This window comes from Cytobacillus sp. BC1816, assembly GCF_051353635.1.
GTDB lineage: Bacteria > Bacillota > Bacilli > Bacillales > Cytobacillaceae > Cytobacillus > Cytobacillus oceanisediminis_C.
In genome coordinates, this window is sequence record NZ_CP195611.1 from 276,854 (window position 1) to 301,952 (window position 25,099).

Below are 25,099 nucleotides of genomic sequence, written 5' to 3' on the forward strand. Positions count from 1 at the left end.
TGATGAGGAAGCGAACGTATGAATAAATCCTTAACTTTCCGTTTTATGAATGAAGAGGATATTGATGATGTTTTGGAAATAGAACATATGTCCTTTGCAACACCCTGGAGCAGGGAGGCCTTTTTTAACGAATTAACACAAAATCAGTTTGCTTTGTATGTTGTATTAGAAGAAGAAAATAAAGTAATAGGCTACTGTGGAGCATGGATAGTCGTGGACGAAGCTCATATCACAAATGTTGCACTGCTCCCTGAATATCGCGGGAGAAAACTTGGAGAAGCTCTTATGCGAAAGTTAATGGAGATTGCATCTGAAATGGGGGCCATCACGATGACTCTGGAAGTAAGAGTATCTAACTTCACAGCTCAGTCCTTGTACCGAAAGCTTGGTTTTCAAAATGGAGCCATAAGGAAAAACTACTATACTGATAATCAAGAAGATGCTTTAGTAATGTGGGTGAATTTATAATGAAAAAAGATCAATGGATCATGGGAATTGAAACAAGCTGTGATGAAACGGCTGTTGCCATCATTAAGAATGGCCGTGAAATCTCAGCCAATATAGTTGCATCCCAAATAGAAAGCCATAAACGTTTTGGGGGAGTAGTCCCGGAAATAGCTTCCCGCCATCATGTTGAACAGATAACTATAGTGTTGGAAGAAGCATTATATAAGGCTGGCATCACATACTCAGATCTTTCAGCAATTGCTGTGACTGAAGGACCTGGCCTTGTAGGAGCGCTGCTGATCGGGGTTAATGCCGCTAAAGCTATTGCTTTTGCTCATGGTATCCCCCTTGTAGGCGTCCATCATATTGCTGGACATATTTATGCCAATCGATTGGTTGAAGAAATGGAATTTCCATTACTGTCCCTGGTAGTCTCCGGCGGTCATACAGAGCTGGTCTATATGAAGGAGCATGGCCATTTCGAAGTGATTGGTGAGACAAGGGATGATGCTGCAGGAGAGGCCTATGATAAAGTTGCCCGGACATTAAATCTGCCATATCCTGGCGGTCCTCACATCGACAGACTCGCTCATGAAGGGAACCCAACGATTCAGCTTCCGAGAGCGTGGCTGGAAGAAGGTTCATACGATTTTAGCTTCAGCGGCTTAAAGTCTGCCGTTATCAACACTGTTCATAATGCTGAGCAGCGTGGTGAGACCATTGTGCCGGAAGATCTGGCCGCAAGCTTCCAGGAAAGTGTCATTGATGTATTAGTAACGAAAACAGAAAGAGCCGTTGAAGAATATCAGGTGAAGCAGCTGCTGCTCGCAGGCGGGGTTGCGGCGAATAAAGGACTTCGAGCTTCTTTGGAGAAGAGGTTTGGGGACAAAGCGGATATAAAGCTTATTATTCCACCATTAACTTTATGCACAGATAATGCAGCAATGATTGCTGCAGCAGGAAGTGTGCTGTTTAAAAAAGGACAATTCGCCGGTCTTGATTTAAATGCCAATCCTGGTTTGGACATCACTATCCACAATGATAAATAAATTAGGAAAAAGTCCCCGACCGCATAGGGGGCTTTTTTTGTGGATAATATCATTTATTTCAGAATTTTATGTTGATAATGTGGATAAAAACAGTTTAAGTTGTGGATAATGTGGAAAAGTCTGTGGAGAGTATATATAACTGTGTTTTTCTTGTGATTATCTCTGTGGATAATAAAAAAGACTGGCAGTGACTATTCTACCAGTCTAAAAGTTATGAATTTTCCTTTATTAGTCATCAGCTAAAAGTGTCCATTCTTCCATCAATTCTTCCAGCTTTGCTTTTGCTTCATCAGTTTCATTAGTGATGCCCATCACTTTTTCATGGTCTTGATAAATATTCGGATCACAGAGAAGCTGATCATTCATATCGATTACTTTCTCCAATGCTTCTATTTGCTCTTCAATTTCTTCCATTCTTCTTTTACGCTGGCGTTCGAGCTTTTTGGCTTCTTTATCCTGCTGATAATTATTTTTCTCCTGCTTAACAGGCTGTGATGCGGTGGATTTGTCTTGCTCATTAAGTGCAAGGAGTTCCTCTTGTTCCTGCTTTTTTTCCACATAATAATCATAATCGCCGAGATACTCTGTTGCCCCAATGCCGGAAAGTTCAACTACCTTTGTTGTGATTCTGTTGATAAAATATCTGTCATGAGATACAAAGAGAATCGTTCCAGGATAATCGATCAATGCATTTTCAAGAATTTCTTTGCTATCCAGGTCCAAATGGTTTGTAGGCTCGTCGAGGATTAAGAAATTGGATTTCTGCATCATAAGCTTCGCAAGTGCAAGACGTGCCTTTTCACCGCCACTCAGTGTTGAAACAGTTTTAAGAACATCGTCACCAGAGAAAAGAAAGTTCCCAAGTATCGTCCGGATTTCCTTTTCCGGTTTTAGCGGGTATTCATCCCATAATTCGTTTAGGACTCTTTTGTTGCTGGTGAGTTCCGCCTGTTCCTGGTCATAGTAGCCAATTGTCACATTGGAACCGTACTGAATCTCCCCGGAAAAAGAAGAGATTTTTTTGATGATGGTTTTGAGCAAAGTGGATTTGCCAATTCCATTTGGCCCTACAAGTGCTATGCTGTCGCCTCTTGCCAGTCGCAGTGAAATATTCTCGCTGACTATCTCTTCATAGCCTATAGCAAGAGAATGAATATTTAAAACCTCATTGCCCGATTGCCGTTCAATGTTAAAGCCAAAAGAAGCTGATTTCTCGTCTCCCAGCGGCCTGTCCATCACGTCCATTCTGGCCAGCTGCTTTCTGCGGCTTTGTGCCCTTTTGGTTGTGGAAGCACGTGCAAGGTTTCTCTGGATAAAATCCTGCAGTTTAGCGATCTCTTCCTGCTGTTTCTCGAATTGCTTCATTTCTCTTTCGAAGTTAGCCGCTTTTTGATCCAGATATGAACTGTAGTTTCCCGGATACTTTCTTATTTGGTTGCGGGAAATCTCGTAAACCTGAGAAACGACCTTATCAAGGAAATATCGGTCATGGGATACGATTAGAATGGCGCCATTGTATCCCTGCAGGTATTGTTCAAGCCATGATAATGTTTCAATATCCAGGTGGTTGGTAGGCTCGTCCAGTATTAAGATATCAGGCTTTGTCAGCAGAAGTTTACCAAGGGCCATTCTAGTACGCTGGCCGCCGCTCAATGATGAAATTTTAGTGTCATAGCCCAATGAACTGAAGTTGAGTCCATGGAGAATGGAACGGATATCTGCCTCATATTGATAGCCGCCATTTTCTTTGAAATCAACCTGAAGCTTGTCGTATTCTTTTAAGATGCGTTCATAGGCATCAGAATTATTTAGGACATCAGGGTCCGCCATTTGTCCTTCAAGGCTGCGAAGCTGTTTTTCCTGCTGCTGCAGATGACTAAAAACAGTCAGCATTTCATCCCAAATGGATAACTCTGATTCCAGTCCGGTATTTTGTGCAAGATAGCCAATTGTTACTTCCTTTGGCTTTATAATCTCACCGGAGTCATATGTCATTTGTCCGGCAATGATTTTTAAAAGGGTGGATTTTCCTGCACCATTGCGCCCTACTAGAGCAATCCTGTCCCTGGTTTGTACTTCAAGCTTTATATTGGTTAAAATGGGATCAGCGCCAAAATTTTTTGCCAGCTGATTGACTTGTAATAGTATCATGTTCTTTCACCTCGGGTATAGAGTAAGTGTAACTCATTCATATATGTTCGGCAATAAAGGAGACAGGACTATAAGCCCTTCTGAAGGGCATTAAATCAAGACAAAAGGCAAATAAATATGTGAAGAACAATACAAAGCACATACAAAGTAACAGAAAAATAGTGTATGATTTTGAAGAGAGGTGTTTTGAATGGCGGATTTTACTCATTTTAATCAAGAGGGCAGGGCAAAAATGGTGGATGTCAGCGATAAACCTGAGACGGCAAGGACAGCCATTGCTCAATCAAGTATTACTCTTAATCAGGAGATATATGAGAAAATAACATCCAACTCCATGAAAAAAGGGGATGTACTCGCTGTTGCACAGACTGCAGGCATTATGGCGAGCAAGAAAACATGGGACATTATTCCGATGTGCCATCCGCTGCCGCTTAAGGGCGTGGACATTTCATTTTCATGGAAGGCGGAAGAGGAAGAGTATGTCCTGATCATTACTGCTTCTGTAAAAACGAAGGGAAATACGGGTGTGGAAATGGAAGCGTTAACAGCCGCTTCTGTCTGTGCGTTGACCGTATATGACATGTGCAAGGCTGTCGATAAAGGAATGGTGATTGGGCCAACCTTTTTAATAGAGAAAACAGGCGGGAAAAACGGAGATTTTAAAAGAAATTAATTCATCATAAGAAATGGGGATGGACGAATGGCCAATGAACCAATTAAGATACCGCAGGCAACAGCTAAACGGCTGCCTTTATACTACCGCTTTCTAAAAAACCTTCACTCATCAGGCAAACAAAGAGTCTCTTCAGCAGAATTGAGTGAGGCGGTAAAGGTAGATTCTGCTACAATCCGCCGCGACTTTTCGTACTTTGGTGCGTTAGGGAAAAAAGGATATGGATATAATGTGAATTACCTGCTGAGCTTCTTTCGGAAGACTCTTGACCAGGATGAACTGACTAAAGTAGCTTTGGTCGGGGTAGGGAATTTAGGAACAGCCTTTCTTAACTATAATTTTCTTAAAAATAATAATACCAAAATAGAAGTAGCCTTTGATGTTGATGAGAGTAAGGTTGGCACGAGTATCGGTGATGTGCCGGTTCATCATATGGATGACCTTGAAGAAGTTATTATAAATAATAATATTCAGGTGGCGATTTTAACAGTGCCGGCACCGCCTGCCCAGGCTATTACCGATCGGATGGTGAATGCGAAAATAAAAGGAATCCTTAATTTTACACCTGCGAGGCTTACTGTGCCAGCCTCGATTCGGATTCACCATATCGATCTGGCAGTAGAATTGCAGTCACTGGTTTATTTTCTGAAAAACTATCCCGAACAACTGTAAAAAATGAGCCTTTTGCGGGCTCATTTTTTCACTTTATTTTTCATTTTAAAATGCATGCCAACCATCCGCAGACCGGTGCCTAAATCGAATGTGGCAATTATGATCAGAAAATAAGTAAAGAATCCCCAGGTTTCTTCACGCTGAATATTCTGTATGGCTATAAAAGTGAAAAGGCATCCGAGAAGGATGTAAATAAAGCCTGAAAACAAAGGTGTGCTTCTCATCAAAATCCCCCAATAAGTTTAAAACTCTGCACAGCATTTCACTATGCTAGAAAAAGCTGATAAAGCTCTGCATTTTTTCCATTTCTTCTAACCATTTTTGCATATTATCCTGATTCAGCTGGATAACCGCAACAAAGGTGTTCATCGCCACATGGGCAAAAATCGGGACAATAATCCGCTTCGTCTTGACATATAAGAAAGCAAATGTGAACCCCATTGCCGAGTACAGCAGTACATGTTCAGGCTCAAAATGGGCAAGTGCAAAGATGACTGAGCTGATCAGGGCCGATAGGAAGAAGTTGAAGCGCTTATGGAGTGAACCGAAAATAATTTTTCTAAAGACAATCTCCTCAAGTATTGGCCCGATAACCGAGCTGATTAAAATTACGATTGGCGATGCTTCAATAATCCGGATAATCTGCTGTGTATTCTCAGACCCCATTTCAATGCCAATCATATTTTCAATGCTGGCAGCAGTAGCTTGAGCGATCAGGGCCAAAAATATACCCCCAATTGCCCAGCCCGCTGAGTTTGCTGCGGAAGATGCATCCCTATCCAGGCCTCTTTTCATCTCTTTTCTTAATAATAGAAGCGTAATGATCAGTGTAACCGTAAAACTGATGACAAGCCAGTAGGCTACAGCCATGATCTGCATGTTTTCGGGATTCTGTCCGAGGGCATCTGCAATAAATAACACAAGCGGAACGCCAAACAAACTGGACAGCTGCATGGCAATATAAGCTATTAATATAAACCAATATTCCTTCTTCAAAATGTTATACTCCTTAATCTGAGTGTTGGAAAACAAGTCCTAAAGCCATTGTACTCTTAATAAGGAGCGGGTTTCAAATATCAGTATCAAAGCAGGAGAATACCATGGTTAAAGAGAAGAGTTCCAAAGCATACTTAAGAGGTTGTCTGTGTCGAAAAATAGCGTGTATGGGCGAATGAAATTTTTTCTAAAAAATTTAAGCTTCACCCTTGCAAATAGAAATGAGATTCATTAATATAATAATTGTGTTAGCACTCATACAGAGAGAGTGCTAATAAATAAAAATATTTACATATTATTTGAGGAGGTTGTTTCACTTGTTAAAGCCACTAGGTGATCGAATCATTATCGAGCTTGTTGAAACTGAAGAAAAAACTGCAAGCGGCATCGTACTGCCGGACACTGCTAAAGAGAAGCCTCAAGAAGGTAAAGTTGTAGCTGTGGGAACTGGCCGCGTTCTTGAAAATGGTGAGCGTGTTGCCCTTGAAGTTGCTGACGGCGACCGTATCATCTTCTCAAAATATGCCGGTACTGAAGTAAAGTACGAAGGCAAAGAATATTTAATTTTACGCGAAAATGACATTCTTGCTGTAATTGGCTAATCGCCGATCAGACGAAGATTATTAAAAGATAAAGCTAAAATTTTTGAGGAGGTTTTTATCAATGGCTAAAGAGATTAAATTTAGTGAAGAAGCTCGCCGCGCGATGCTTCGCGGTGTGGATTCCCTTGCAAATGCGGTAAAAGTAACTCTTGGACCTAAAGGACGCAACGTGGTTCTTGAGAAGAAGTTCGGTTCTCCGCTTATCACTAATGATGGTGTGACAATTGCGAAAGAAATCGAACTTGAAGATGCTTTCGAAAACATGGGTGCAAAGCTTGTTGCTGAAGTTGCAAGCAAAACAAATGATGTTGCCGGTGACGGTACAACAACTGCAACTGTTCTTGCTCAGGCAATGATCCGTGAAGGTCTTAAGAACGTTACTGCAGGCGCTAACCCAATGGGCATCCGCAAAGGTATTGAAAAAGCGGTTGTTACGGCTGTTGAAGAATTAAAAACTATTTCAAAGCCTATTGAAAACAAGGAATCTATCGCTCAAGTTGCTGCGATCTCAGCTGCTGACAATGAAGTTGGCCAGCTAATCGCTGAAGCTATGGAGCGCGTTGGCAACGATGGTGTTATCACAATTGAGGAATCTAAAGGATTCACTACTGAGCTTGATGTGGTAGAAGGTATGCAATTCGACCGCGGATATGCTTCTCCATACATGGTAACAGATTCTGATAAGATGGAAGCGGTTCTTGAAAACCCTTATATCTTAATCACTGATAAGAAGATCACAAGCATCCAGGAAATCCTTCCTGTCCTTGAGCAGGTGGTACAGCAAGGCAAGCCGCTATTGCTTGTAGCTGAGGATGTTGAAGGTGAAGCTTTGGCTACATTGGTAGTTAACAAGCTTCGCGGAACTTTCAATGCAGTTGCTGTTAAAGCTCCTGGCTTCGGTGACCGTCGTAAGGCTATGTTAGAAGACATCGCGATTCTAACTGGCGGCGAGGTAATTACAGAAGAGCTTGGCCGTGACCTTAAGTCTGCTACAATCGACTCTTTAGGACGCGCTACTAAAGTAGTTGTTACAAAAGAAAACACTACAATCGTTGAGGGTGCTGGAGACAGCGCGCAAATCGGCGGTCGTGTTAACCAAATTCGCACGCAAATGGAAGAAACAACTTCTGAATTTGACCGCGAAAAATTACAAGAGCGCCTGGCTAAACTTGCTGGCGGAGTTGCAGTTGTTAAAGTTGGTGCTGCTACTGAAACTGAACTAAAAGAGCGTAAGCTTCGCATCGAAGACGCCCTTAACTCTACACGTGCTGCTGTAGAAGAAGGCATCGTTTCCGGTGGTGGTGTTGCCCTACTAAACGTATACAATAAAGTGGCTGCTATCCAGGCTGAAGGCGATGAAGCAACTGGTGTTAACATCGTATTGCGTGCGATGGAAGAGCCAGTCCGCACAATCGCTCACAATGCCGGACTAGAAGGTTCTATCATTGTTGACCGCTTAAAGCGCGAAGCAGTTGGAACTGGCTTCAACGCTGCTACTGGCGAATGGGTAAACATGATCGAAGCAGGTATTGTTGACCCAACTAAAGTAACTCGTTCAGCTCTTCAAAACGCTGGATCAGTTGCGGCTATGTTCTTAACAACTGAAGCAGTTGTTGCTGACAAGCCAGAAGAAAACGCTGCTCCTGCAATGCCTGATATGGGCGGCATGGGCGGAATGGGCGGCATGATGTAATCTGCCCCCCAACCCTTGGGATTTGTTGGTAAGGTGAGAGTAATATTATAACATTTGCTAACAAAATGGAGGCTTCCCAGTAATTCTCGAATTACTGGGAAGTTTTTTTATATTTACCTAGACACCAACCAACATAAAATTAAAAAATTTTGGGACAATGAACCTGCATGTCCCCTATTAGATCCTTTATGATAACTTGAAATTAGATTGACATTAAGATGATTCAACTCTAATATTGATAATAGTTATCATTATCAATGCGAGAGGTGCATACTTATGTCAAACCGAATAAATAAAAAACGGTATTTAGTTATCTCTGTAATTATTCTTATTTTATCAATGGCTTTACTCGGATGTTCAAGCGAATCAGTTAAAAATCCAAATTCCTCAGAAAAAAATAATAATATGATTACTTTTGCTTGGCCTAGAGATATAGGCGAAATAAATCCTCATGTTTACAATCCATCTCAATTATTCGCTCAATCCATGGTATATGAACCTTTAGTTAGCTACCAGGATGGTGGAGAGTTAAAGCCACATTTAGCAGAGTCTTGGAAGATTTCTGAAGATGGGAAAGAATATGTATTTAACTTACGCCAGGATGTTAAATTTTCTGATGGCACAAATTTCAATGCTGATATTGTGAAAAAGAACTTTGATGCAATACTAAAGAATGCAGATATGCATGGTTGGTTAGGATTTATTCCAAAGATTGATCAAACAGATGTCATAGATGAATATACATTCAAATTAACATTAAAAGAGCCATATTATCCTACTATTCAGGAATTAGCAGTTGTACGTCCAGTTCGTTTTCTAGGAGAAGCTGGTTTTCCTGGAGATGGTGACACTTCAAAGGGTGTAGACCAACCTGTTGGTACGGGTCCATGGGTGTTAGATGAATATAAAGTAGATGAGTTTGCTATTTTTAAACATAACGAAAATTATTGGGGAGAACTTCCAAGTGTAGAGAAAATTAAAGTCAAAGTCATTCCTGATGCTGAAACACGCGTACTTGCTTTTGAAAAAGGTGATTTAGACCTTGTATATGGTGAGGGTGTTATTAGCATAGATTCTTTTAAGCAATTAGAGTCTACAGGTTCCTATGGAACTAGCATTTCTGAGCCAGTCGCTACTAGACAGCTGGTTATGAATACGAATAAAGAACAGCTTTCAGATGTACGAGTTCGTCAAGCATTACATTATGGATTTAACAAACAAGCAATGGTTGAAGGTGTGACATCTGGCTTGGAAGAGAAGGCTGACTATATCTTACCAACAAACTTACCTTATACTTCACATGTTGATACGACCACGGTTGAATATAGTGTTGAAAAAGCGAAGCATTTATTAGATGAAGCAGGCTGGATATTGCCAGAGGGTAAAAGTGTACGTGAAAAAGATGGGAAACCACTTGAAATTGAGTTAATGTATAACTCTGCTGAAGTAATCCAAAAAACAATGGCTGAAACTTTACAGTCTGAGTGGGCGGGCTTAGGTGTAAAACTAAATATTGCCGGAGTTGAGCTTACCACTCAAGTGGAAAGATTCAAAGCTAATGAGTTCGATATGAATTTCTATAGTAACTTTGGTGCTCCATATGATCCGCATACTTTCGTAAACATGATGGCCACAGATGGATTTGGATTTAGAGAAGCGATTTCATCTTATCCTAACAAAGAAGAATTAATGAATCAAATAGCTGAAGTTCAACAAACAACGGATGAAAACGAGCGTCAGCAACTTTACACTGCAATTTTAGGCTCATTACAAGAACAAAGTGCCATTGTACCTATTTCGTATATTAAGAAAATAGCAATTTATCAAAAGGATGTTGCTGATTTTACATTCCCTGGTAACCGAGATGAACATCCATTTACAGGGATTAGCGTAAACGAGTAAGCGACAGGAGATGTTTTCATGGGTTCTTATGTCTTGAAACGAATAATGACAATCGTTCCAATCTTTCTTATTGCTACTCTGCTAACATTTGGAATGATTAACCTATCACCAGTGGATCCAGCTGAGGCATACTTCTCTGCAGCACATATCCAAGCGACAGATGAGATGCTAGAACAAAAAAGACATGAGTTCGGCTTAGATCAACCTCTTCTAATCCAGTATGTGAACGCCCTTATTAAGATATGCCAACTTGATTTTGGGATATCTTATGTTACGAATCAACCTGTATGGGAAGAGATTTCTTCGCGAATACCTGCAACTATTCAGTTAACATTAGGCAGTCTATTGATTGCAATTTTAGTGAGTGTCCCTTTGGGGTTTTTAGCAGGTATAAAGAAGAATAGTGGCATAGATCATTTTAGTCGATTCCTCTCTTTTATAGGGGCATCGATACCATCATTTTGGCTTGGATATTTATTCATTTTTTTCTTTTCTGTAAAACTAGACCTGTTCCCAGTAGAGGGTACGGGAACCTGGAGACATTTAATTTTACCTTCAGTCACATTGGCTTTCCCTTTAATAGCTTTATATACTCGCCTGTTACGTACGAGTGTTCTGGAAAATTCACAAGAGTCATATGTACTTTTTGCGCGGACGAGAGGTATTCATGAAAAAATCATAATGGGAAAGCATGTATTAAGAATTGCCATTTCTCCTATGATTACTGGTCTTGGAATGAATTTAGGAAACTTAATGACTGGAGCTATTATTGTAGAGGCAGTCTTTTCGTGGCCAGGGTTTGGACGGTATTTTATTGAGGCTATTTTTAACCGTGATGTTCCTGTTATCCAAGGCTATGTGGTATTAGCAGCGGGAGTATTTCTTATAAGCAACTTAATTGTTGACCTTATCCAAATGTATTTAGACCCTCGTATTTCCAGAAAAGGAAGGCAGTATCAATGATAGCAATATTTCGTGGTATATTAAAAAGTCAAAAAATGATTGTCACATGTTTCCTAATACTGTGCATATTACTTTTGATCTCAATATTCGCTCCGTGGCTGGCACCTAACGACCCTATCGCTATCAATTTAACTCATAAACTACAGCCACCTTCTTTGGATTACCCATTAGGAACAGACCATTTAGGTCGATGTATGTTTTCTCGTATCCTATTTGGGGCAAGAATTTCGCTGGGATTTGCTTTCCTAATTTTTATTTCAGCTTTAAGTATGGGTTTATTAATTGGTATCATATCTGGATATATAGGTGGTTGGGTTGATCAATTGTTAATGAGAATCGGTGATGGCCTGATGGCGATTCCAAGTCTTTTGTTTGTTCTTGGATTTGTTGGAATTTGGGGAGCGGGTCTTAAACAAGTTATTTTAGGATTAATCCTCGTACAATGGGTTTATTATGCAAGGGTAATCCGGGGAATGGTTCTAAGCCTGAAGGAACAGAACTATATTACCGCAGCTAAAATCAGTGGTTCTTCTACATGGATTATTATGAAGAAACATATTATTCCTAATGTTCTCCCATCACTAGCGGTAATGGGAACATTAGAAATGGGTTGGGCGATTATGAATTTATCATCCATGTCCTTCTTAGGCTTAGGTGTGCAACCCCCTACACCGGAGTGGGGGGCGATGATTCATGAAGGGAAATCATATATCAGAACGAATCCAACATTAATGATTTATCCGGGTTTAATGATCATGCTAGTCGTTGTGACGTTTAATTTATTAGGTGAATCACTATCAGAACGTTTTGGGGTTAAACGCCGCTAATGAAAAAGGACTGTTGAATAATGGATGTAAATGAGCGAGACATTTTAAATGTTAAAGACTTACATGTACAAGTAACAACTGAAGTAGGTTTTTCCACACTTGTTCAGGATATAAATTTTGGAATAAAAAAAGGAAGGATTCTTGGGCTTGTTGGGGAAAGTGGCAGTGGTAAAACGGTTACAAGTATGTCCATTCTGCAGCTGCATGACAAGAAAAAAATGGATATTAGAGGGAGTATTACATTACAAGGCAAGGAGTTGAATGGTCTCGAAAACAAAGAAATGCGGAAAATTAGAGGGAAGGATATTGCTTTTATTATGCAAAATCCAATGAATGCTTTTACACCAGTTTTTACGATTGGTCATCAATTTGTTGAAACCATCAGATCTCATACCACGTTAAAGAAAAAGCAAGCAAAAGAGCTTGCGATTGATGTAATGAAAAGTATAAATTTACCAGATTCTGATAAAATATTAAAAAACTATCCTTTTGAATTAAGTGGAGGTATGCTTCAACGTGTGATGATTGCAATGGCTGCATGCTTAAACCCTTCCGTTATAATCGCGGATGAGCCAACTACTGCATTAGATCTTCATAGCCAATCATTAGTACTCCGTCTATTAGATAAAGTTCGTTCTGAATATGGTACATCTATTCTGCTCATTTCCCATGATCTTGGCGTTATTTCGGAAATGGCGGATGATGTAATCGTTATGCAACACGGGCGAATAGTGGAAGCTGCAAATGTGTTAGAATTGTTTGATAATCCACAACATGAGTACACCAAGAAGTTGCTGAGGACAAGACCGACCTTATATTCCCAGAAACAGTCCTATACCTATATGTTATGATAGGCCCATTGAATCTTCCAAGGGGTGAAACCATTGAGCTTGCTACAGGTAAAACAAGTTAGTCTTAGCTTTAATTCTAAGAAGTTTTTTATAGGAAAAGATCTATCAAAAAAAGTTCTTAATGATATTTCCTTTACTATTGAAGAGGGAACATGTTTAGGTTTAATTGGAACCAGTGGAGCCGGTAAAAGTACCTTAGGAAGAGTAATTCTCGGGATTCAGCGTCCACAGCAAGGCCAGGTTTTGTTTCAAGGATATGACATATATAATTCGGATAAAGCTACCCAACATAATATACGCCGCGACCTCCAAGTTGTATTTCAGGACTCATACTCAGCTGTTAATCCCCGAATGACCGCTGAACGTATTATCAGCGAGCCGTTGGAGAACTATGGAAAACTAACCAAAGGAGAATTAAGAAGAACAGTTTGTGAGCTATTAGAAAGAGTAGGATTAAGCGAAAAGGATTTAAAAAAATACCCGCACCAATTTAGCGGAGGACAATTGCAAAGGATAAATATTGCTAGAGCAATCGCTCTTAAACCGAAGTTAGTCGTTCTAGACGAATCAGTTAGTAGTTTAGATATGGTTACACAAAGCTTAATTTTAGAACTATTAAGCGAGTTAAAAGATGACTTCGGCTTATCTTATCTTTTTATTACACATGATATTAAAGCAGCCTATTCGATTTCTGATAAAATTGGTGTACTTGAAAAAGGGGAATTGATTGAGCGTTACGATTCAAAAGACCAATTTTTTTCATCAAAACACCCTATAGTTAAACGATTAAGAGACTGCATCCTTGCAGAACATCCACGCTTTCGTACACTTACAACGGGCAAACTGGGTTAACATAAACAGAATATAAGCTTCGTGAAGTCAGTAAATAAAACATAAAGTTTGATGCCAAAGACTGCTCCAAAATATCCAAATGAAAAATTCCGTCATTATATCCTCGAAGCAATAAGCAGATGTATTCCACGAGATGAAGATCTATCTTTAGATGAAAGAGGATGGGTGAAATTTATGGATAAGGACAGGGAAACCTGTCTTTTTCTGCATTTTTAAAGAAATTATACTTAAGCTATTAAGTACTAATTATCTCATTACTTGTTTTGTTAGGATGTATAGGAGTACTTTTAAGCAGGAATATTTTATGATGGGATAGAAAATCTTCGGATCTTATGGATGCAATCCAAAAAATCGAGATATAAAAATGGATAACGTTTAGAATTGATTAAAATTTGCTCAGGTTGTAGGTCTTGGAAATTCCAAATTTAAACACCTTCAATTGATTAAGTTATGGATAAAGCAGGAGGAATTTATGAAATTGGCAACAGATTCAATGGTCTTAAATAATACTACATCATCCTGTAGCCACAGAGAATATTTAGTGTTGGCCATTCCACTCATTATATCAGGCATTTCAACACCTATTTTAGGGGCAGTTGATACTGCAGTTGTTGGAAGGATTCCCGACCCGGCTTCAATAGGTGGTGTTGCCATTGGGGCCGTTATCTTTAATACAATGTATTGGCTGCTTGGATTCCTGCGAGTGAGTACAAGTGGATTTACTGCTCAGGCAGAAGGAGCAAATAATCAAAATGAAATGGTATTATCCTTACTTAGACCAATGATTTTAGCTATTTTGTTTGGCTTGTTTTTTATCATTTTACAGGGTCCTATTTTGGCCATTGCCTTATCATTAATTGGAGGAAGTGAAGCGGTATCATTCTTTGCATCCTCCTATTTTTCTGTTCGAATCTGGGGAGCACCGTTTATTCTGCTTAGCTACGTGATTATTGGTTGGCTTATTGGAATGGGAAAGGTGCGTTTAGCTTTGGCTACTCAAATATGGATGAATGCCTTAAACATTATATTAGACCTTGTTTTTGTTTTAGAGTTAGGAATGGGAGTTAAGGGCGTTGCTTTTGCTACTCTTATAGCTGAGATTAGTGCTGTTGTGTTAGGAGCATGGCTTCTTTACTTGACCAATAGAGAGAAACTAGCCAATATAAAGTTATCAATGCTGCTAGAAACTGGACCAATTCTAAAAATGATGAAAGTGAACCGAGATTTATTTCTAAGGACTGTATGTTTGCTCACGATGACCTTAATTTTTACTTCTATAGGTGCAAGTATGGGCGAAGTTACGTTAGCAGCCAATGCCATCTTACTACAAATTCACTATATAATAGCTTATTTATTTGGCGGTTTCGCGAATGCTTCTAGTATATTGGTCGGCAGAGCTATAGGTGGGGTTAATTTTTTTCTTTATAAGCGTGCGTATACTCTTTCCGCTCAATGGGGATTAGGCTCGGCCATTCTTTTGAGTTTAAGCGTACTTATTTTCGGAGAAAGTATAATCGCCTCATTTACGACAATTACAGAAGTAAAAGCTATGTCAGAAGACTTTCTGGTATGGATGCTTGTGTTTCCTATCTTTGGTTTCTGGGGTTTGCAGCTAGAAGGAATTTTTTCTGGTGCTACTGAAGCAAAGTCTATCCGGGATTCCATTGGTTTATCATTGATTATTTTTTTAATTGCACTTTGGGTGCTTGTACCGCATTATGAAAACCACGGATTATGGATCGCGTTTGTCGTATTTAGTTTATTTCGGTCTTTCTTTTTATCGTTATTTATTCCCAAATTAACTCGTAAAAAATTTACTAACAAAAAATAAACTCTAGAATTCGACTACCTTAGTATAACGCTTATAAAATACTAACATTTTGCTAACGCAATCCACTGAAAAAGTAGTAATATGTTATAGATGTTACAGATGAAATATGGAAAAATCTTGAGCTGCCGCACCCTGCCACACACCACGTTTAAGATATTCACACTCTCACCTTAGGGGTAGTATGGTGTAATTTAAAGCGTTGAACCCAACGTTTTAAAGCATCATCCGCTAGGACATAGGTACAGGTTTTCTGTCCCGCTGATCCCCAAACTGCTTATAACAAACAAAAAGGAATTCCTATTCGGGAATTCCTTTTTTTATTATTCTTTGTCCTGACCCCCGCCAAAAGTTTCGGGAATCATCGTGAAGCCTTCAATCACGGTATCTTCTTCCACTTCGATCATCAGGTAGCGCTTGCCGTCAAAATGGATTTGTTTGACATATCGAAGATCTTGCGGGCAGATGGATATGTTGGCTGCCTTCGTGCTGATTTTTATTGATTTTGAATTAAATTTGGGCAGGACGCTGCTTGCCTTTATTTCATATTTGTCATCGTCGATGATTTTTTGATAAGCGGATTGGATCCTTTCTGAATCAATATCTTCGAGTCCGCTCACCTTTAAAACACGTTCTACGTCTTTGGAATCCAGCTTAGGCGGTTCATCCTCTTCGTTTTCCACGATCATCCGGTTAATCTCTTCATATACGCTGGAAAGTGTTGATGTGCTTAGCTGATCTCCTGTTACGTCTTTAATAATTTCCTCAAAAACGATTTTATCATCCTGCGCCGTCATCGTTTCTTCTCCGTTTAAAATGTCCTCTATGAACTGGTGGTCGGGCTCATGAACCTTGCCTGCTGAATACAAGACGTGATTGACATCAGCAGCATGATCGGTGAAGCATGGAAATAGGAACCCTGAAATGGGAGCCTTGAGGTTGATAATCGGATCAACGGTAAAATGATATTTAAATTCCTTTTCGACATAGTCAAAAAGCAGTTCTTTCTTCGGTTCTTGCGTGTTATTTATGCTGCAAAGAATAAAGGGATGAGAATAAACGGTATCCCGTTCACTTTCCTCGGCTTCTGCATTGCGGCGTTTCATTGGCTTAAGATACTCCCCGCGAATGAACGTAACGACAATATCCTTTTCATATTGCCGGATTCCCAGCATTTTGCCGACAATCTGAAGCATTAGTTCTGTCCAGCCTTCAGCATCACTGCTTAGCAAACCTTGATGCAGGATGAGCTGGCTGCTGTTTTCGGCATCCCTCTGAAACTTTAATTCAAAGAGCTTTTCATCCAATTGGCCGCCAAGCAGCTTTTTGAAGTTATCCATAAATAGCTCCTGCTGATCCTGGTCCAGCATTTCAAAAGGCTGGCTCTCATAATGATAAATCTCGCTTGATTCCTTCATAATATAGACATTAAAAATATCTGAGATCTTTAGTAAGTCATTATTTAACTTAAATTGTTTCCGAATCTGTGCGATGTCTTTTTTGTTCACGGTTAAAATCCACTCCTAAGCTGCCCAATATGCATATTTACTAGAATAACAAAATACATCAGCTCTATAAATTATTAATCCCTTTTATTTTCGCTTTTTTGAAAAGGGATTTATGAATTAGAGCATGAAGTTGATTTTTACCGGCCGAAGTTTGCGCTGGCGGGTGAATGAGGGATACTGATATTTTGTTGGCATAAAGGTTTTTAATTGAGGCTTCTCATAAGTTAACTAAATTTATGGGAACCTTTTTAATTTCTTTAACATGGGGAACATACTCTTTGGAATGAAATTGGATATACGGATAAAAAATACAAGTATCGACAAAAAATGGCAAGTTCTTTATAATAGTATAGTAAAATGTAATCGTGAAATTAGTCCTACTTAATAAAATTGAAAAAGGCAAACTTATCGAAAGGTAAGGACGCAAAGCTACGAGTCTAAAATCCTCCAGGGTAATGACAGTCGGGTTGCCAAGGATAATAACGAACGTTTATTTGGCTATCCCCTATCTATTTGGGGGTAGTCTTTTTTTTGGACCCCTTTAAACAGGGGCAAAAAAATGATGGAGAATACAGGAAAAGGAGATCAGCGATGATAGTTGTAGATAAGAAAAAATACAAAATGGCCATTAATGAGGCCGCAAAGGAAGTTCATGTACAGGTTCATGGGTTAATGAGAGAGGAGGATGCGGAAGGTTATATGATAGATTTACAGGATACGATTAATAAGGTATCAAGGCAAAGTTATACATTTGTTGTAGACGGGACCCATCAAACACCTGTCCCATCAAAGGTGGTTCCACAGCTTGAACAGACAATGCAATTTTATTCTTCATTGGGATTTAAGGATATTCTTGTTGTAAAACCATCATCTAAAATTGCGCAGGTGCAAATCAGGAATGCACTTGAGAGAATTGAGTTCTCAGGTACGTTTGTTGATAAAGTGCCTCATGGCATCTAATGTTCGTGACTATGATTAGGGAATCATTATTTTACATTTGAAAGGGAGTAAAGAAGTGCAAACAACACTAGAGCTATATACATATGAAATTATAACGAAGGATCAGCCAGAGTTAATTGTGAAAGCAGCTGATTGTCTGGCCCGTACGTTCATAGGAGTGGAGGTTGCAGGGAAATGGGTTCAGGAGCCAATGGTAGGTCAACTGAATATAGGCTATGAGGATTTCTATCAGTTTACCAAGGATTATTTAGACTCTAAGATTGAACAGGGATATTGCGCAGTTGCACAGGATGCTAATCATAAAGTTGTTGGTGTGCTTGCGGGAGATACAAATGCACCTGAGATAATTGGGGAAGACATATTTGAAGGTTCTTTTTATGATATGAATGTAATTCTGCGTGTTTTGGAAGATGTAGATAAACGTTTCATGGAAGATTATAAAAAACAGAATGGACATGAAATCAAGGATGGAGAACTATTACACCTTTTCATGTTAGGCGTAATGGCTGAACATAATCGTCATGAAATTATTCAGGAACTGGGAAATAGATTAATCGCAAAAGCATCATCCCAAGGATTAAAGGCTGTTTTAGGTGAAGCAACCAACCCTAAATCAATACGGGTCATGGAAAAATATCATAATATGAAAAAATATATAGATACAGAAGGAAATTATATTGTCCATAAATATCAGGATAATCATAAGTTGAGCGGTATTCCTGAAAATGTAGCGGATGGTACATATATCCTTATAAAAGAGCTTTAAATATACACACTGAAGTTTAATTCAATTAAATAGATGTAAGGGGATTTACTTAAAATGGAAGCGATTATGCTAGGCATCATTATTATCTTAATGGGAGTATCGGTGTTTTTTGCCTACCGGTATTTTTCGTTAAAGCACCATCTTCATATTCATAAAGAAATAATAAATGGAATGGAAGAATTATCAGCGGGCAATATTGCAAACAAAGTTGATGAACGAAGCTCTAAACATACTGCATTTAATGGGCTAATCGACTATTTTGGCCTTGTAAGGGAAAAGTTTTTTTCCTATTCAAAAGATGTTCATGAAAAAGGTGAAAATCTTACTGAAGTCGGTGAATATGCTTCTGAGAAAGCGGATATTGTTAGAGCGGCAATTGATGAGGTAGGCAGAGGGTTGACGAAACAATTGGCAGCTACAGAAGAAAGTGCTGCATCTATGGAGGAAATGACACAGGCTATCGAAGATCTATCCGTGAGATCCCTTCAGATTTCAGAACAATCGAATACTACCTTAGAACTGACGCAGGACGGAAACGAGAAGCTAAAGGATTCTTTAGATAAAATGAATCAGTTTAATCAAACGGTAAATATAACATTTGATGCCATAAATAAACTCGGAGAAAAGTCTCATGAAATCGGCACGATAGTAAAAGTGATTACAGGGATTTCAGAACAAATTAATTTATTGGCATTGAATGCGGCCATAGAAGCGGCCCGTGCGGGAGAGCATGGCAAGGGATTTGCGGTCGTTGCTGATGAGGTTCGAAAATTGGCCGAACAATCACGGCAGTCCTCCTCTGAAGTATCAAACATTGTAAAGAATATACAGGAAGAAACTGAAGTAGTTGTGAACTCCATGCAGCAGGGAACAGAGGAATTGAAAGATACAAATACCACTCTTGTAGAAGTTGGGGCCATGTTCAAACAAATTCTGGCTACTACAAAAATTATTGCTGAAAATAATGAAAACTCTTCTGCGAGTACACAGGAATTATCCTCTGCTTCACAGCAGATCATGGCAACAATTGTTGAGATTGCCTCAATCTCAAGGGAATCTGTTGAAATGTTTGAGGAGCTACTCGAAATTAGTGATGATGAACTATCTGCAATGCAAAAACTCGTTCAGGTAGCAAAAAACCTTGTTGAGCTGACAAATGATGTAAACAAATTAATATTTGCATGGAATCATGGTGCTGAAACAGAGGCAGCTCAGGATCAAATTGCTGATAAAAAGGTCAGTGCAGCAGTATAAAGATCCTTACCTTGCTGGCTGATTAATATAAAGGTGCTTCTTTCAGGTAAATGCAGCTTGTGGGAAGCTTCCCTTTGATGCCCGAATTAGTCCTTATAAAAGAAAGGATCAATAAATATTACAGTATCCCTTCTATTTAATAGGGAATATTTCTATGGCAGCCAGGTTGCCAAAAGGCTTAATTAGGCACTGATTTGTCCACCTGTGTGGACTTTTTTATTGGATCTTTAGATAAAACTGCTTCAAGAAAAAGCATCCAGGAGGTACAGGATGAAGGAAATACAAAAGTTATTTCCCAGCATGGATGGGAATGAACTCCAAAGAGAGGAATTATTGTCTTACTTTAAGACGATCTTAACGAAAATAGATGAGTTAAAGGATCCCAACAAACTAACACTGGGAATAATGCCCGAATACACAGAGGATTACTATAATCGTATCATTGAAAAGGCCGATGTTCCGAAAAAGGGTGTGCCGATGGAGGAAGTGATTCAGGAGCTTCTTAAATTGGCAGAAGGACACCGCTACGTCAATCGAAATTATGTAGCCAACGCAGCGCCCCTTCCGAATATAGCCAGTATGATCGGGAACTTAGTAATGGTCCTGGTCAATGGGAACAATCTTTGGGATGTGGAAGGACCGGCTGCGGCTGCAGCAGAAATCGAAATAACCAGTATGCTATCCAAATTAATCGGATACGATGAGAGCATTAGTGCAGGGTATACAACCTGGGGAGGACAAGGCGCTGTTTTTAATTCTTTGCGACTTGCCATTGCACGGTACGCACCGTCTTCAAATGAAAATGGTGTACCGCAAAATCTCTATTGCTTCTGTTCAGAGCTATCACACTATAGTCTGTATAAGTCTGTAGAAGCTGCAGGGATTGGCGTGAAAAACATGATTCGGGTAAAAGCGAATGCTGATCATTCTATGAATCTCGACGATTTAAAAGAGAAAATGGCGCTTGTTATTGGCAATGGCGGTGTTCCTCTTTATGTACTTGCCACAATGGGAACGACTGATACATTTGGGGTTGATGACATTGAGGGGATTAAGCGGATAGCAGAAGACTTGGAACGCACCCATGGCGTATTTCCGATCTATATCCATGCAGATTCGGCCATGGGCGGCATGTATACCTTCTTTAACCATTACGATTTTGAAAGCAACCCTCTGAGATTTGAAGACAATGTTAAGAAGGTTTTAAGATCCTATCAGCATAAGTTCAAACAGATAAAGCTTGCAGATAGTATGGTCTTTGATTTCCATAAGCTTGGACAAACCCCATATATCACAAGTTTATTTTTAATTAAAAACAGAGAATATCTTAAGTATGTAGACTTAGATGCAGAGGAAACGCCTTATGTTGGGAACCGTGGATATGGCAGCTATCATACAGGCTTCACACTGGAATGCTCGCGGATGGGAAGTGCTTTGGCGATTTATGCATCGTTATTAGCATTTGGAATGGAAGGCTATCAAGAGCTTTTGGCCAACTATATCCGTGTCAATATTGCATTTAGAGAGATGTTAACAAGAGAAGTTTCGAATGTGGCAGTAACGAATGAAATTTCTCCTATTACAACATTCCGTTTTTACCCTGAAAAGACAGAATGGGATAATGAATTGAACGGACACTTACCTGTGGAAGAAATAATGGAAATTAATCAATTTAATGACGAGTTTGCTGAGGTAATTGGTGCTGAACGAGATACTGTCTTTTTTGGAAATACAAAAAAGCAGCGATTCGTGGAAGCGGCAGACTCAAACAAGCAGCTGCCAGTGTACGCACATAAATTTTTCACGATCTCTCCCTACACTACGATAGAAGAGGTCGACCGTTATGTCGGATTCTTAAAAGAACACTTGGAGCTTTTCCTGAAAATGAGAAATCGTAAGTATAGTATTATAGGTTCCTAATGAAGTAAATCCAGCATTTGGCTGGAAAGTATTTATGGAGGCTTCTCATAATCTGATTGTGGGAAGCTTCTTCTATGTTTAATTGTAATGTACCGCTACCTGCTTACGGAATTCTTCTGCCAGTTTCTCCATGTATCCCCCTGGAAAGCAGCCGATCCGATTCATCTAAGAATTGCACGGATTGTCTGTATTATTATTAAAGGATTATGAAGATGATGAAACTGTGGTTTACAAATTCGGACCTAATGAAGAGATTATGGGGAAAATTGAGTTAAATAAAACAACCAGGAAGTTTTCAGAGTTAGAAAGTTTACCAGATCAAAATATTCCCTCTAAGTTTTATTTTGATCGAGCTGCTCAAAGATTGGCAGTTTGCCTTGTAAGAGAAGGTGGCATATTTCCAGAAAAAACAGCTTTTGAGTCATAGTAGTTTCAAATAAGGCCTTGACGGGTAGATGCCTTTCAAGGTTCTTTGTTCAATAGTAGAGGAGTAGCCTTCTTTCTCCCCAACATTCCCCCTCCATATGTAGTGAATTTGCCCAAGCCAAACCCACTTCCACGCATATAAAGTAGTGTAAGCATATATAGAGGAAATGGAGGTATAAACGGATGTACCGTTATAGAGGCCATTATCAGCCGCAGGATCAGCGGTTTTTTGGATTCTTTGGTCTGCCCTTTTTAGGCGGGTTAGCAGGAGGTTTATTGGGCACTGCCTTATTCTACCCGCGTCCATATTATTGGTATCCTCCACCGCCGCCGCTTTATTACCCGCGACCTTGCTGTGGACCAGGATTCGGATACCCTTATTAATAAATATCAGGGGAAGCTCATAAAAGGGGCATCCCCTTTTTGAATTCGGTAAAAATCTTCCTGCTGAATTCAGGAGCAATAAGAGGTTCATAAGTAAATGAGGAAGGCCGGCGGCATGCCTTGGCTGAGATGCTTGAAAAGGCATAAGGCGAATCAGATTAATAACGCAAGTTTGTGTAACAGCATTAATGAAGTAAGATTTTTTATAAAAATAAATGTGAGTGGCTCTCATACATGATGAAAGTCTTAGCAAATAAGGAAAATGTAGGATATTTATTATTCAGAATATTAATTCTTTTAGCAGATTTACATCCTCCTGTGGAAAAGGCATGATATAAATAATTCGGATATCGAATTAATAGATTAGGGGAGGCTAAAACATGAAGAAAAGGTCATTATGGAAAGTACTTAGTTCAGCAGCACTGGCAGCTTCGATTCTCGTACCCCAAGTAGGGTTTGCTGAGGGTGCAAAGCCTGTGACAGAAGAAAATGTATCAATTAATGGTTTTGTTGATTATGAAGAATTAAAGAGTAAGTTAAGCCAAATTGAAAAATCATCGAACGGCCTGGTTCAGGTTGAATCAGCGGGAAAAACGAATCAGGGGAGAGATATCTTTACAGCACGAGTGGGCCATGGAGATAAGGTGGTACTGGTGCAGAGCGAAATTCATGGCAATGAAAAGACCGGCACTGTTGCGCTGCTGAATATTCTTCAATATTTAGGTTCAAGTCAATCACCAGAAGCGAAAAGGATTAGAGAAGAATTAACGATTGTCGCAATCCCGATGATGAATGCCGATGGTTCTGAATTGGACAGGCGCGGCAATGTGATGACCTGGGCAGAAGTTCAGGAACAGTTTCCTCAATTACATAATGCGCAGCCAACCTGGAATTATTACACACGCAGTCTTCAGGGAGATGACTATTCTGCAGCTCCAGGATTCGATGTAAACCGTGACTTTAACCCTGACTTGAACTATGTTCCGAAGGCGGAGGACTTCCCTGGCAATTCCAGTACTCCAGGCTGGTATATTACACCTGAATCCCAAACAGTCCGGGATGTATATAAGGGTCTGCAAGAGGAATTTGGCAAGGTTGAAGTCTTTTTAGATCTTCATCACCAAAATTTCTATAAGATTGAAGGAACAGATGAAGATGTAACAATGTCCATTTCAGCAGACTTTGTTCCGGACCCAAGTTCTCCAGAGGGGGCAAAATATAGCCAATATGCGGAGAATTATCGCTTTGATTTTTCACGACAGTTAAACGTTGAACTATATGATGCACTTCAGGAAAAAGGAAATTCAGTGTTTACCAATATTTCTTTATATGACCAGGACTTAGACTTGCCTGGAACTGCATTGGGCTCCTTTGCCTTGAACGGTAGCGGGGTTGTCCTATTTGAAATAAAAGGGCAGACACATAACTATGGACAAAAGATGAAAGGCCAGCTGGTTAAGACAGTAGAAACAGGTGTCATGGGGGTAATCAATGGCGTGGCAGATGGCAGTGTGTATGATTTGAATCCGGAAGAATATAACGAAATCCCTAACAGAGTGCCAATTCGTTAACTGAGTCAATAGAAGCTGATTCCCAATGGGAATCAGCTTTATTCTTACTGCAGATGATCTGGTACACTCTCAGTAGTTTCTTCTGCCACTTCTGTAAAAATGTCCTCTTCGTTTTCGGAAAGCATATGGACAGAGAAGCCCTTGGCAAAGGCAGGTTCGAGCAAATGAATCAGCTGCTGGACATCAGCCTGCAGCTGCAGGAATTCCTTTTTCGTCACTGGCTGGGCCTCTTCCTTTAATTCATAGCCAACCTGACCGTTGGGCTCCAGAGTCGCCCATTTTACATCGCTGATGACAGCAACATTATGCTGGCGAAGCTTCATTTCTAGCTGATCCACAGTAAATCGCAGTTTTCTCAGGTTTTGTTCATTTAATTTTCCATCTTCTATAATCATTTTGGATTGCCCAGTGATAAACTTCTCGAATTTGTCTGATTTCATTTGCGCATATTCCATGATAATTAAGGTAAGGACAAGGATGAGTCCTACAGCAAGAGTAGTCCAAATGCTTTCCCCTGAAACCGGTTCAATTAATAGGGAACCTATGCCAATCATAATCACTACTTGAGCTAATGTCATCTGTGAAATAGACTTTCTGCCAGCGATCCTTAATAACAGCGTGCCCCCGATGACGACAAGGATTGAGTTCCAAATCCAATCGAATTCCACTCTTATCCCTCCCTATATTTTATTATAGTCTTTCGCAAATAGAGTCTTCTAAAACTGCTAATGTCAATTTATCTAACGAAAAGTGGGATTAGCTATTGTTCCGTTCATATTAAACGTGTTAGTATCAAAATATTAT

Annotated in this window: 24 protein-coding genes and 1 riboswitch; of the genes, 19 read left to right on the forward strand and 5 right to left on the reverse strand. The window is 39.7% G+C overall.

From position 1 onward, the window contains the following. Positions 1-18: 18 nt before the first annotated feature. Positions 19-468, forward strand: coding sequence for a ribosomal protein S18-alanine N-acetyltransferase (gene rimI / locus ACR42H_RS01555; protein ID WP_113885269.1), 450 nt, complete (start codon positions 19-21; stop codon positions 466-468). Continuing rightward, positions 468-1,496: a tRNA (adenosine(37)-N6)-threonylcarbamoyltransferase complex transferase subunit TsaD gene (tsaD, locus tag ACR42H_RS01560; protein WP_113885270.1), complete on the forward strand. Its 1,029-nt coding sequence runs from the start codon at positions 468-470 to the stop codon at positions 1,494-1,496. The genes rimI and tsaD overlap by 1 nt, the downstream gene beginning before the upstream one ends. A gap of 228 nt (positions 1,497-1,724) precedes the next feature. On the opposite strand, the gene ACR42H_RS01565 is transcribed toward tsaD, so the two are convergent. Next, positions 1,725-3,647 carry an ABC-F family ATP-binding cassette domain-containing protein gene (locus tag ACR42H_RS01565; protein ID WP_436374518.1) on the reverse strand — a complete coding sequence of 641 codons (1,923 nt, stop codon included), beginning with the start codon at positions 3,645-3,647 and terminating at the stop codon, positions 1,725-1,727. A gap of 190 nt (positions 3,648-3,837) precedes the next feature. On the opposite strand from ACR42H_RS01565, the gene moaC reads away from it, so the two are divergent. Both moaC and ACR42H_RS01575 read left to right on the forward strand, forming a co-directional pair. Next, positions 3,838-4,320, forward strand: coding sequence for a cyclic pyranopterin monophosphate synthase MoaC (gene moaC / locus ACR42H_RS01570; RefSeq protein WP_019382367.1), 483 nt, complete (start codon positions 3,838-3,840; stop codon positions 4,318-4,320). Positions 4,321-4,347: 27 nt separating this feature from the next. Further along, complete coding sequence (locus ACR42H_RS01575; protein ID WP_113885273.1) at positions 4,348-4,992, forward strand: redox-sensing transcriptional repressor Rex; 645 nt, start codon at positions 4,348-4,350, stop codon at positions 4,990-4,992. Positions 4,993-5,012: 20 nt separating this feature from the next. Here the strand turns inward: ACR42H_RS01575 and ACR42H_RS01580 are convergent, their stop codons facing one another. Beyond that, on the reverse strand, positions 5,013-5,216 hold the full coding sequence (locus ACR42H_RS01580; RefSeq protein WP_113885274.1) for a YdiK family protein: 204 nt from the start codon (positions 5,214-5,216) through the stop codon (positions 5,013-5,015). A gap of 46 nt (positions 5,217-5,262) precedes the next feature. Beyond that, a complete protein-coding gene (locus ACR42H_RS01585) occupies positions 5,263-5,988 on the reverse strand; it encodes a CPBP family intramembrane glutamic endopeptidase (protein WP_113885275.1) in 726 nt (241 codons plus the stop codon). A 317-nt stretch (positions 5,989-6,305) separates the two neighbouring features. On the opposite strand from ACR42H_RS01585, the gene groES reads away from it, so the two are divergent. From groES to ACR42H_RS01625, 8 genes are all read left to right on the forward strand, one after another. After that, positions 6,306-6,590, forward strand: coding sequence for a co-chaperone GroES (groES, locus tag ACR42H_RS01590; protein ID WP_009336289.1), 285 nt, complete (start codon positions 6,306-6,308; stop codon positions 6,588-6,590). Positions 6,591-6,651: 61 nt separating this feature from the next. Then, entirely contained in the window at positions 6,652-8,283 is a 1,632-nt protein-coding gene (gene groL, locus ACR42H_RS01595; RefSeq protein ID WP_113885276.1) for a chaperonin GroEL, read from the forward strand. Between the two features lie 276 nt (positions 8,284-8,559). Further along, positions 8,560-10,185, forward strand: a complete 1,626-nt coding sequence (gene nikA / locus ACR42H_RS01600; RefSeq protein ID WP_113885277.1) for a nickel ABC transporter substrate-binding protein — start codon at positions 8,560-8,562, stop codon at positions 10,183-10,185. An 18-nt stretch (positions 10,186-10,203) separates the two neighbouring features. Next, complete coding sequence (gene nikB, locus ACR42H_RS01605) at positions 10,204-11,148, forward strand: nickel ABC transporter permease subunit NikB (RefSeq protein ID WP_113885278.1); 945 nt, start codon at positions 10,204-10,206, stop codon at positions 11,146-11,148. Then, on the forward strand, positions 11,145-11,975 hold the full coding sequence (gene nikC, locus ACR42H_RS01610; RefSeq protein ID WP_113885279.1) for a nickel ABC transporter permease subunit NikC: 831 nt from the start codon (positions 11,145-11,147) through the stop codon (positions 11,973-11,975). Before nikB ends, nikC begins: the two co-directional genes overlap by 4 nt. A gap of 20 nt (positions 11,976-11,995) precedes the next feature. Continuing rightward, complete coding sequence (nikD, locus tag ACR42H_RS01615) at positions 11,996-12,826, forward strand: nickel import ATP-binding protein NikD (protein WP_436374519.1); 831 nt, start codon at positions 11,996-11,998, stop codon at positions 12,824-12,826. A gap of 33 nt (positions 12,827-12,859) precedes the next feature. Beyond that, positions 12,860-13,678, forward strand: a complete 819-nt coding sequence (gene nikE, locus ACR42H_RS01620) for a nickel import ATP-binding protein NikE (protein WP_436374520.1) — start codon at positions 12,860-12,862, stop codon at positions 13,676-13,678. A 472-nt stretch (positions 13,679-14,150) separates the two neighbouring features. Further along, positions 14,151-15,509: an MATE family efflux transporter gene (locus ACR42H_RS01625; protein WP_436374521.1), complete on the forward strand. Its 1,359-nt coding sequence runs from the start codon at positions 14,151-14,153 to the stop codon at positions 15,507-15,509. Positions 15,510-15,829: 320 nt separating this feature from the next. Here ACR42H_RS01625 and ACR42H_RS01630 read toward each other — a convergent pair whose 3' ends face one another. After that, complete coding sequence (locus tag ACR42H_RS01630) at positions 15,830-17,014, reverse strand: DUF4317 domain-containing protein (RefSeq protein ID WP_436374522.1); 1,185 nt, start codon at positions 17,012-17,014, stop codon at positions 15,830-15,832. A gap of 388 nt (positions 17,015-17,402) precedes the next feature. Continuing rightward, a riboswitch (cyclic di-GMP riboswitch) is annotated at positions 17,403-17,489 on the forward strand. A gap of 116 nt (positions 17,490-17,605) precedes the next feature. Between ACR42H_RS01630 and ACR42H_RS01635 the strand changes: the two genes are divergently transcribed. From ACR42H_RS01635 to ACR42H_RS01665, 7 genes are all read left to right on the forward strand, one after another. Then, a complete protein-coding gene (locus ACR42H_RS01635; protein WP_113885283.1) occupies positions 17,606-17,974 on the forward strand; it encodes a hypothetical protein in 369 nt (122 codons plus the stop codon). A gap of 55 nt (positions 17,975-18,029) precedes the next feature. After that, positions 18,030-18,740, forward strand: a complete 711-nt coding sequence (locus ACR42H_RS01640; RefSeq protein ID WP_436374523.1) for a hypothetical protein — start codon at positions 18,030-18,032, stop codon at positions 18,738-18,740. Between the two features lie 54 nt (positions 18,741-18,794). Then, the gene (locus ACR42H_RS01645) at positions 18,795-19,994 is read left to right on the forward strand and encodes a methyl-accepting chemotaxis protein (protein WP_113885285.1); all 1,200 of its coding nucleotides are present in this window, start codon (positions 18,795-18,797) and stop codon (positions 19,992-19,994) included. A gap of 270 nt (positions 19,995-20,264) precedes the next feature. Continuing rightward, positions 20,265-21,914 (forward strand): pyridoxal phosphate-dependent decarboxylase family protein, encoded by a 1,650-nt coding sequence (locus tag ACR42H_RS01650; protein WP_436374524.1) that lies wholly within the window; start codon positions 20,265-20,267, stop codon positions 21,912-21,914. Positions 21,915-22,095: 181 nt separating this feature from the next. Next, a complete protein-coding gene (locus ACR42H_RS01655) occupies positions 22,096-22,341 on the forward strand; it encodes a hypothetical protein (protein WP_436374525.1) in 246 nt (81 codons plus the stop codon). Positions 22,342-22,523: 182 nt separating this feature from the next. Further along, positions 22,524-22,724, forward strand: a complete 201-nt coding sequence (locus ACR42H_RS01660; RefSeq protein ID WP_436374526.1) for a hypothetical protein — start codon at positions 22,524-22,526, stop codon at positions 22,722-22,724. A gap of 380 nt (positions 22,725-23,104) precedes the next feature. Further along, positions 23,105-24,295 (forward strand): M14 family zinc carboxypeptidase, encoded by a 1,191-nt coding sequence (locus ACR42H_RS01665; RefSeq protein WP_436374527.1) that lies wholly within the window; start codon positions 23,105-23,107, stop codon positions 24,293-24,295. 44 nt (positions 24,296-24,339) lie between these two features. Here the strand turns inward: ACR42H_RS01665 and ACR42H_RS01670 are convergent, their stop codons facing one another. Further along, positions 24,340-24,963, reverse strand: coding sequence for a DUF421 domain-containing protein (locus ACR42H_RS01670; RefSeq protein ID WP_436374528.1), 624 nt, complete (start codon positions 24,961-24,963; stop codon positions 24,340-24,342). Between the last annotated feature and the right edge of the window lie 136 nt (positions 24,964-25,099).

Coding starts and splice junctions, on each gene's coding strand:
- ACR42H_RS01575 (WP_113885273.1), top strand. CDS start 4,348: ATGGCCAATGAACCAATTAAGATACCGCAGGCAACAGCTAAACGGCTG.
- nikC (WP_113885279.1), top strand. CDS start 11,145: ATGATAGCAATATTTCGTGGTATATTAAAAAGTCAAAAAATGATTGTC.
- nikB (WP_113885278.1), top strand. CDS start 10,204: ATGGGTTCTTATGTCTTGAAACGAATAATGACAATCGTTCCAATCTTT.
- ACR42H_RS01665 (WP_436374527.1), top strand. CDS start 23,105: ATGAAGAAAAGGTCATTATGGAAAGTACTTAGTTCAGCAGCACTGGCA.
- ACR42H_RS01580 (WP_113885274.1), bottom strand. CDS start 5,216: ATGAGAAGCACACCTTTGTTTTCAGGCTTTATTTACATCCTTCTCGGA.
- ACR42H_RS01660 (WP_436374526.1), top strand. CDS start 22,524: ATGTACCGTTATAGAGGCCATTATCAGCCGCAGGATCAGCGGTTTTTT.
- ACR42H_RS01565 (WP_436374518.1), bottom strand. CDS start 3,647: ATGATACTATTACAAGTCAATCAGCTGGCAAAAAATTTTGGCGCTGAT.
- rimI (WP_113885269.1), top strand. CDS start 19: ATGAATAAATCCTTAACTTTCCGTTTTATGAATGAAGAGGATATTGAT.
- ACR42H_RS01625 (WP_436374521.1), top strand. CDS start 14,151: ATGAAATTGGCAACAGATTCAATGGTCTTAAATAATACTACATCATCC.
- tsaD (WP_113885270.1), top strand. CDS start 468: ATGAAAAAAGATCAATGGATCATGGGAATTGAAACAAGCTGTGATGAA.
- ACR42H_RS01650 (WP_436374524.1), top strand. CDS start 20,265: ATGAAGGAAATACAAAAGTTATTTCCCAGCATGGATGGGAATGAACTC.
- ACR42H_RS01635 (WP_113885283.1), top strand. CDS start 17,606: ATGATAGTTGTAGATAAGAAAAAATACAAAATGGCCATTAATGAGGCC.
- groL (WP_113885276.1), top strand. CDS start 6,652: ATGGCTAAAGAGATTAAATTTAGTGAAGAAGCTCGCCGCGCGATGCTT.
- ACR42H_RS01645 (WP_113885285.1), top strand. CDS start 18,795: ATGGAAGCGATTATGCTAGGCATCATTATTATCTTAATGGGAGTATCG.
- moaC (WP_019382367.1), top strand. CDS start 3,838: ATGGCGGATTTTACTCATTTTAATCAAGAGGGCAGGGCAAAAATGGTG.
- nikA (WP_113885277.1), top strand. CDS start 8,560: ATGTCAAACCGAATAAATAAAAAACGGTATTTAGTTATCTCTGTAATT.
- nikD (WP_436374519.1), top strand. CDS start 11,996: ATGGATGTAAATGAGCGAGACATTTTAAATGTTAAAGACTTACATGTA.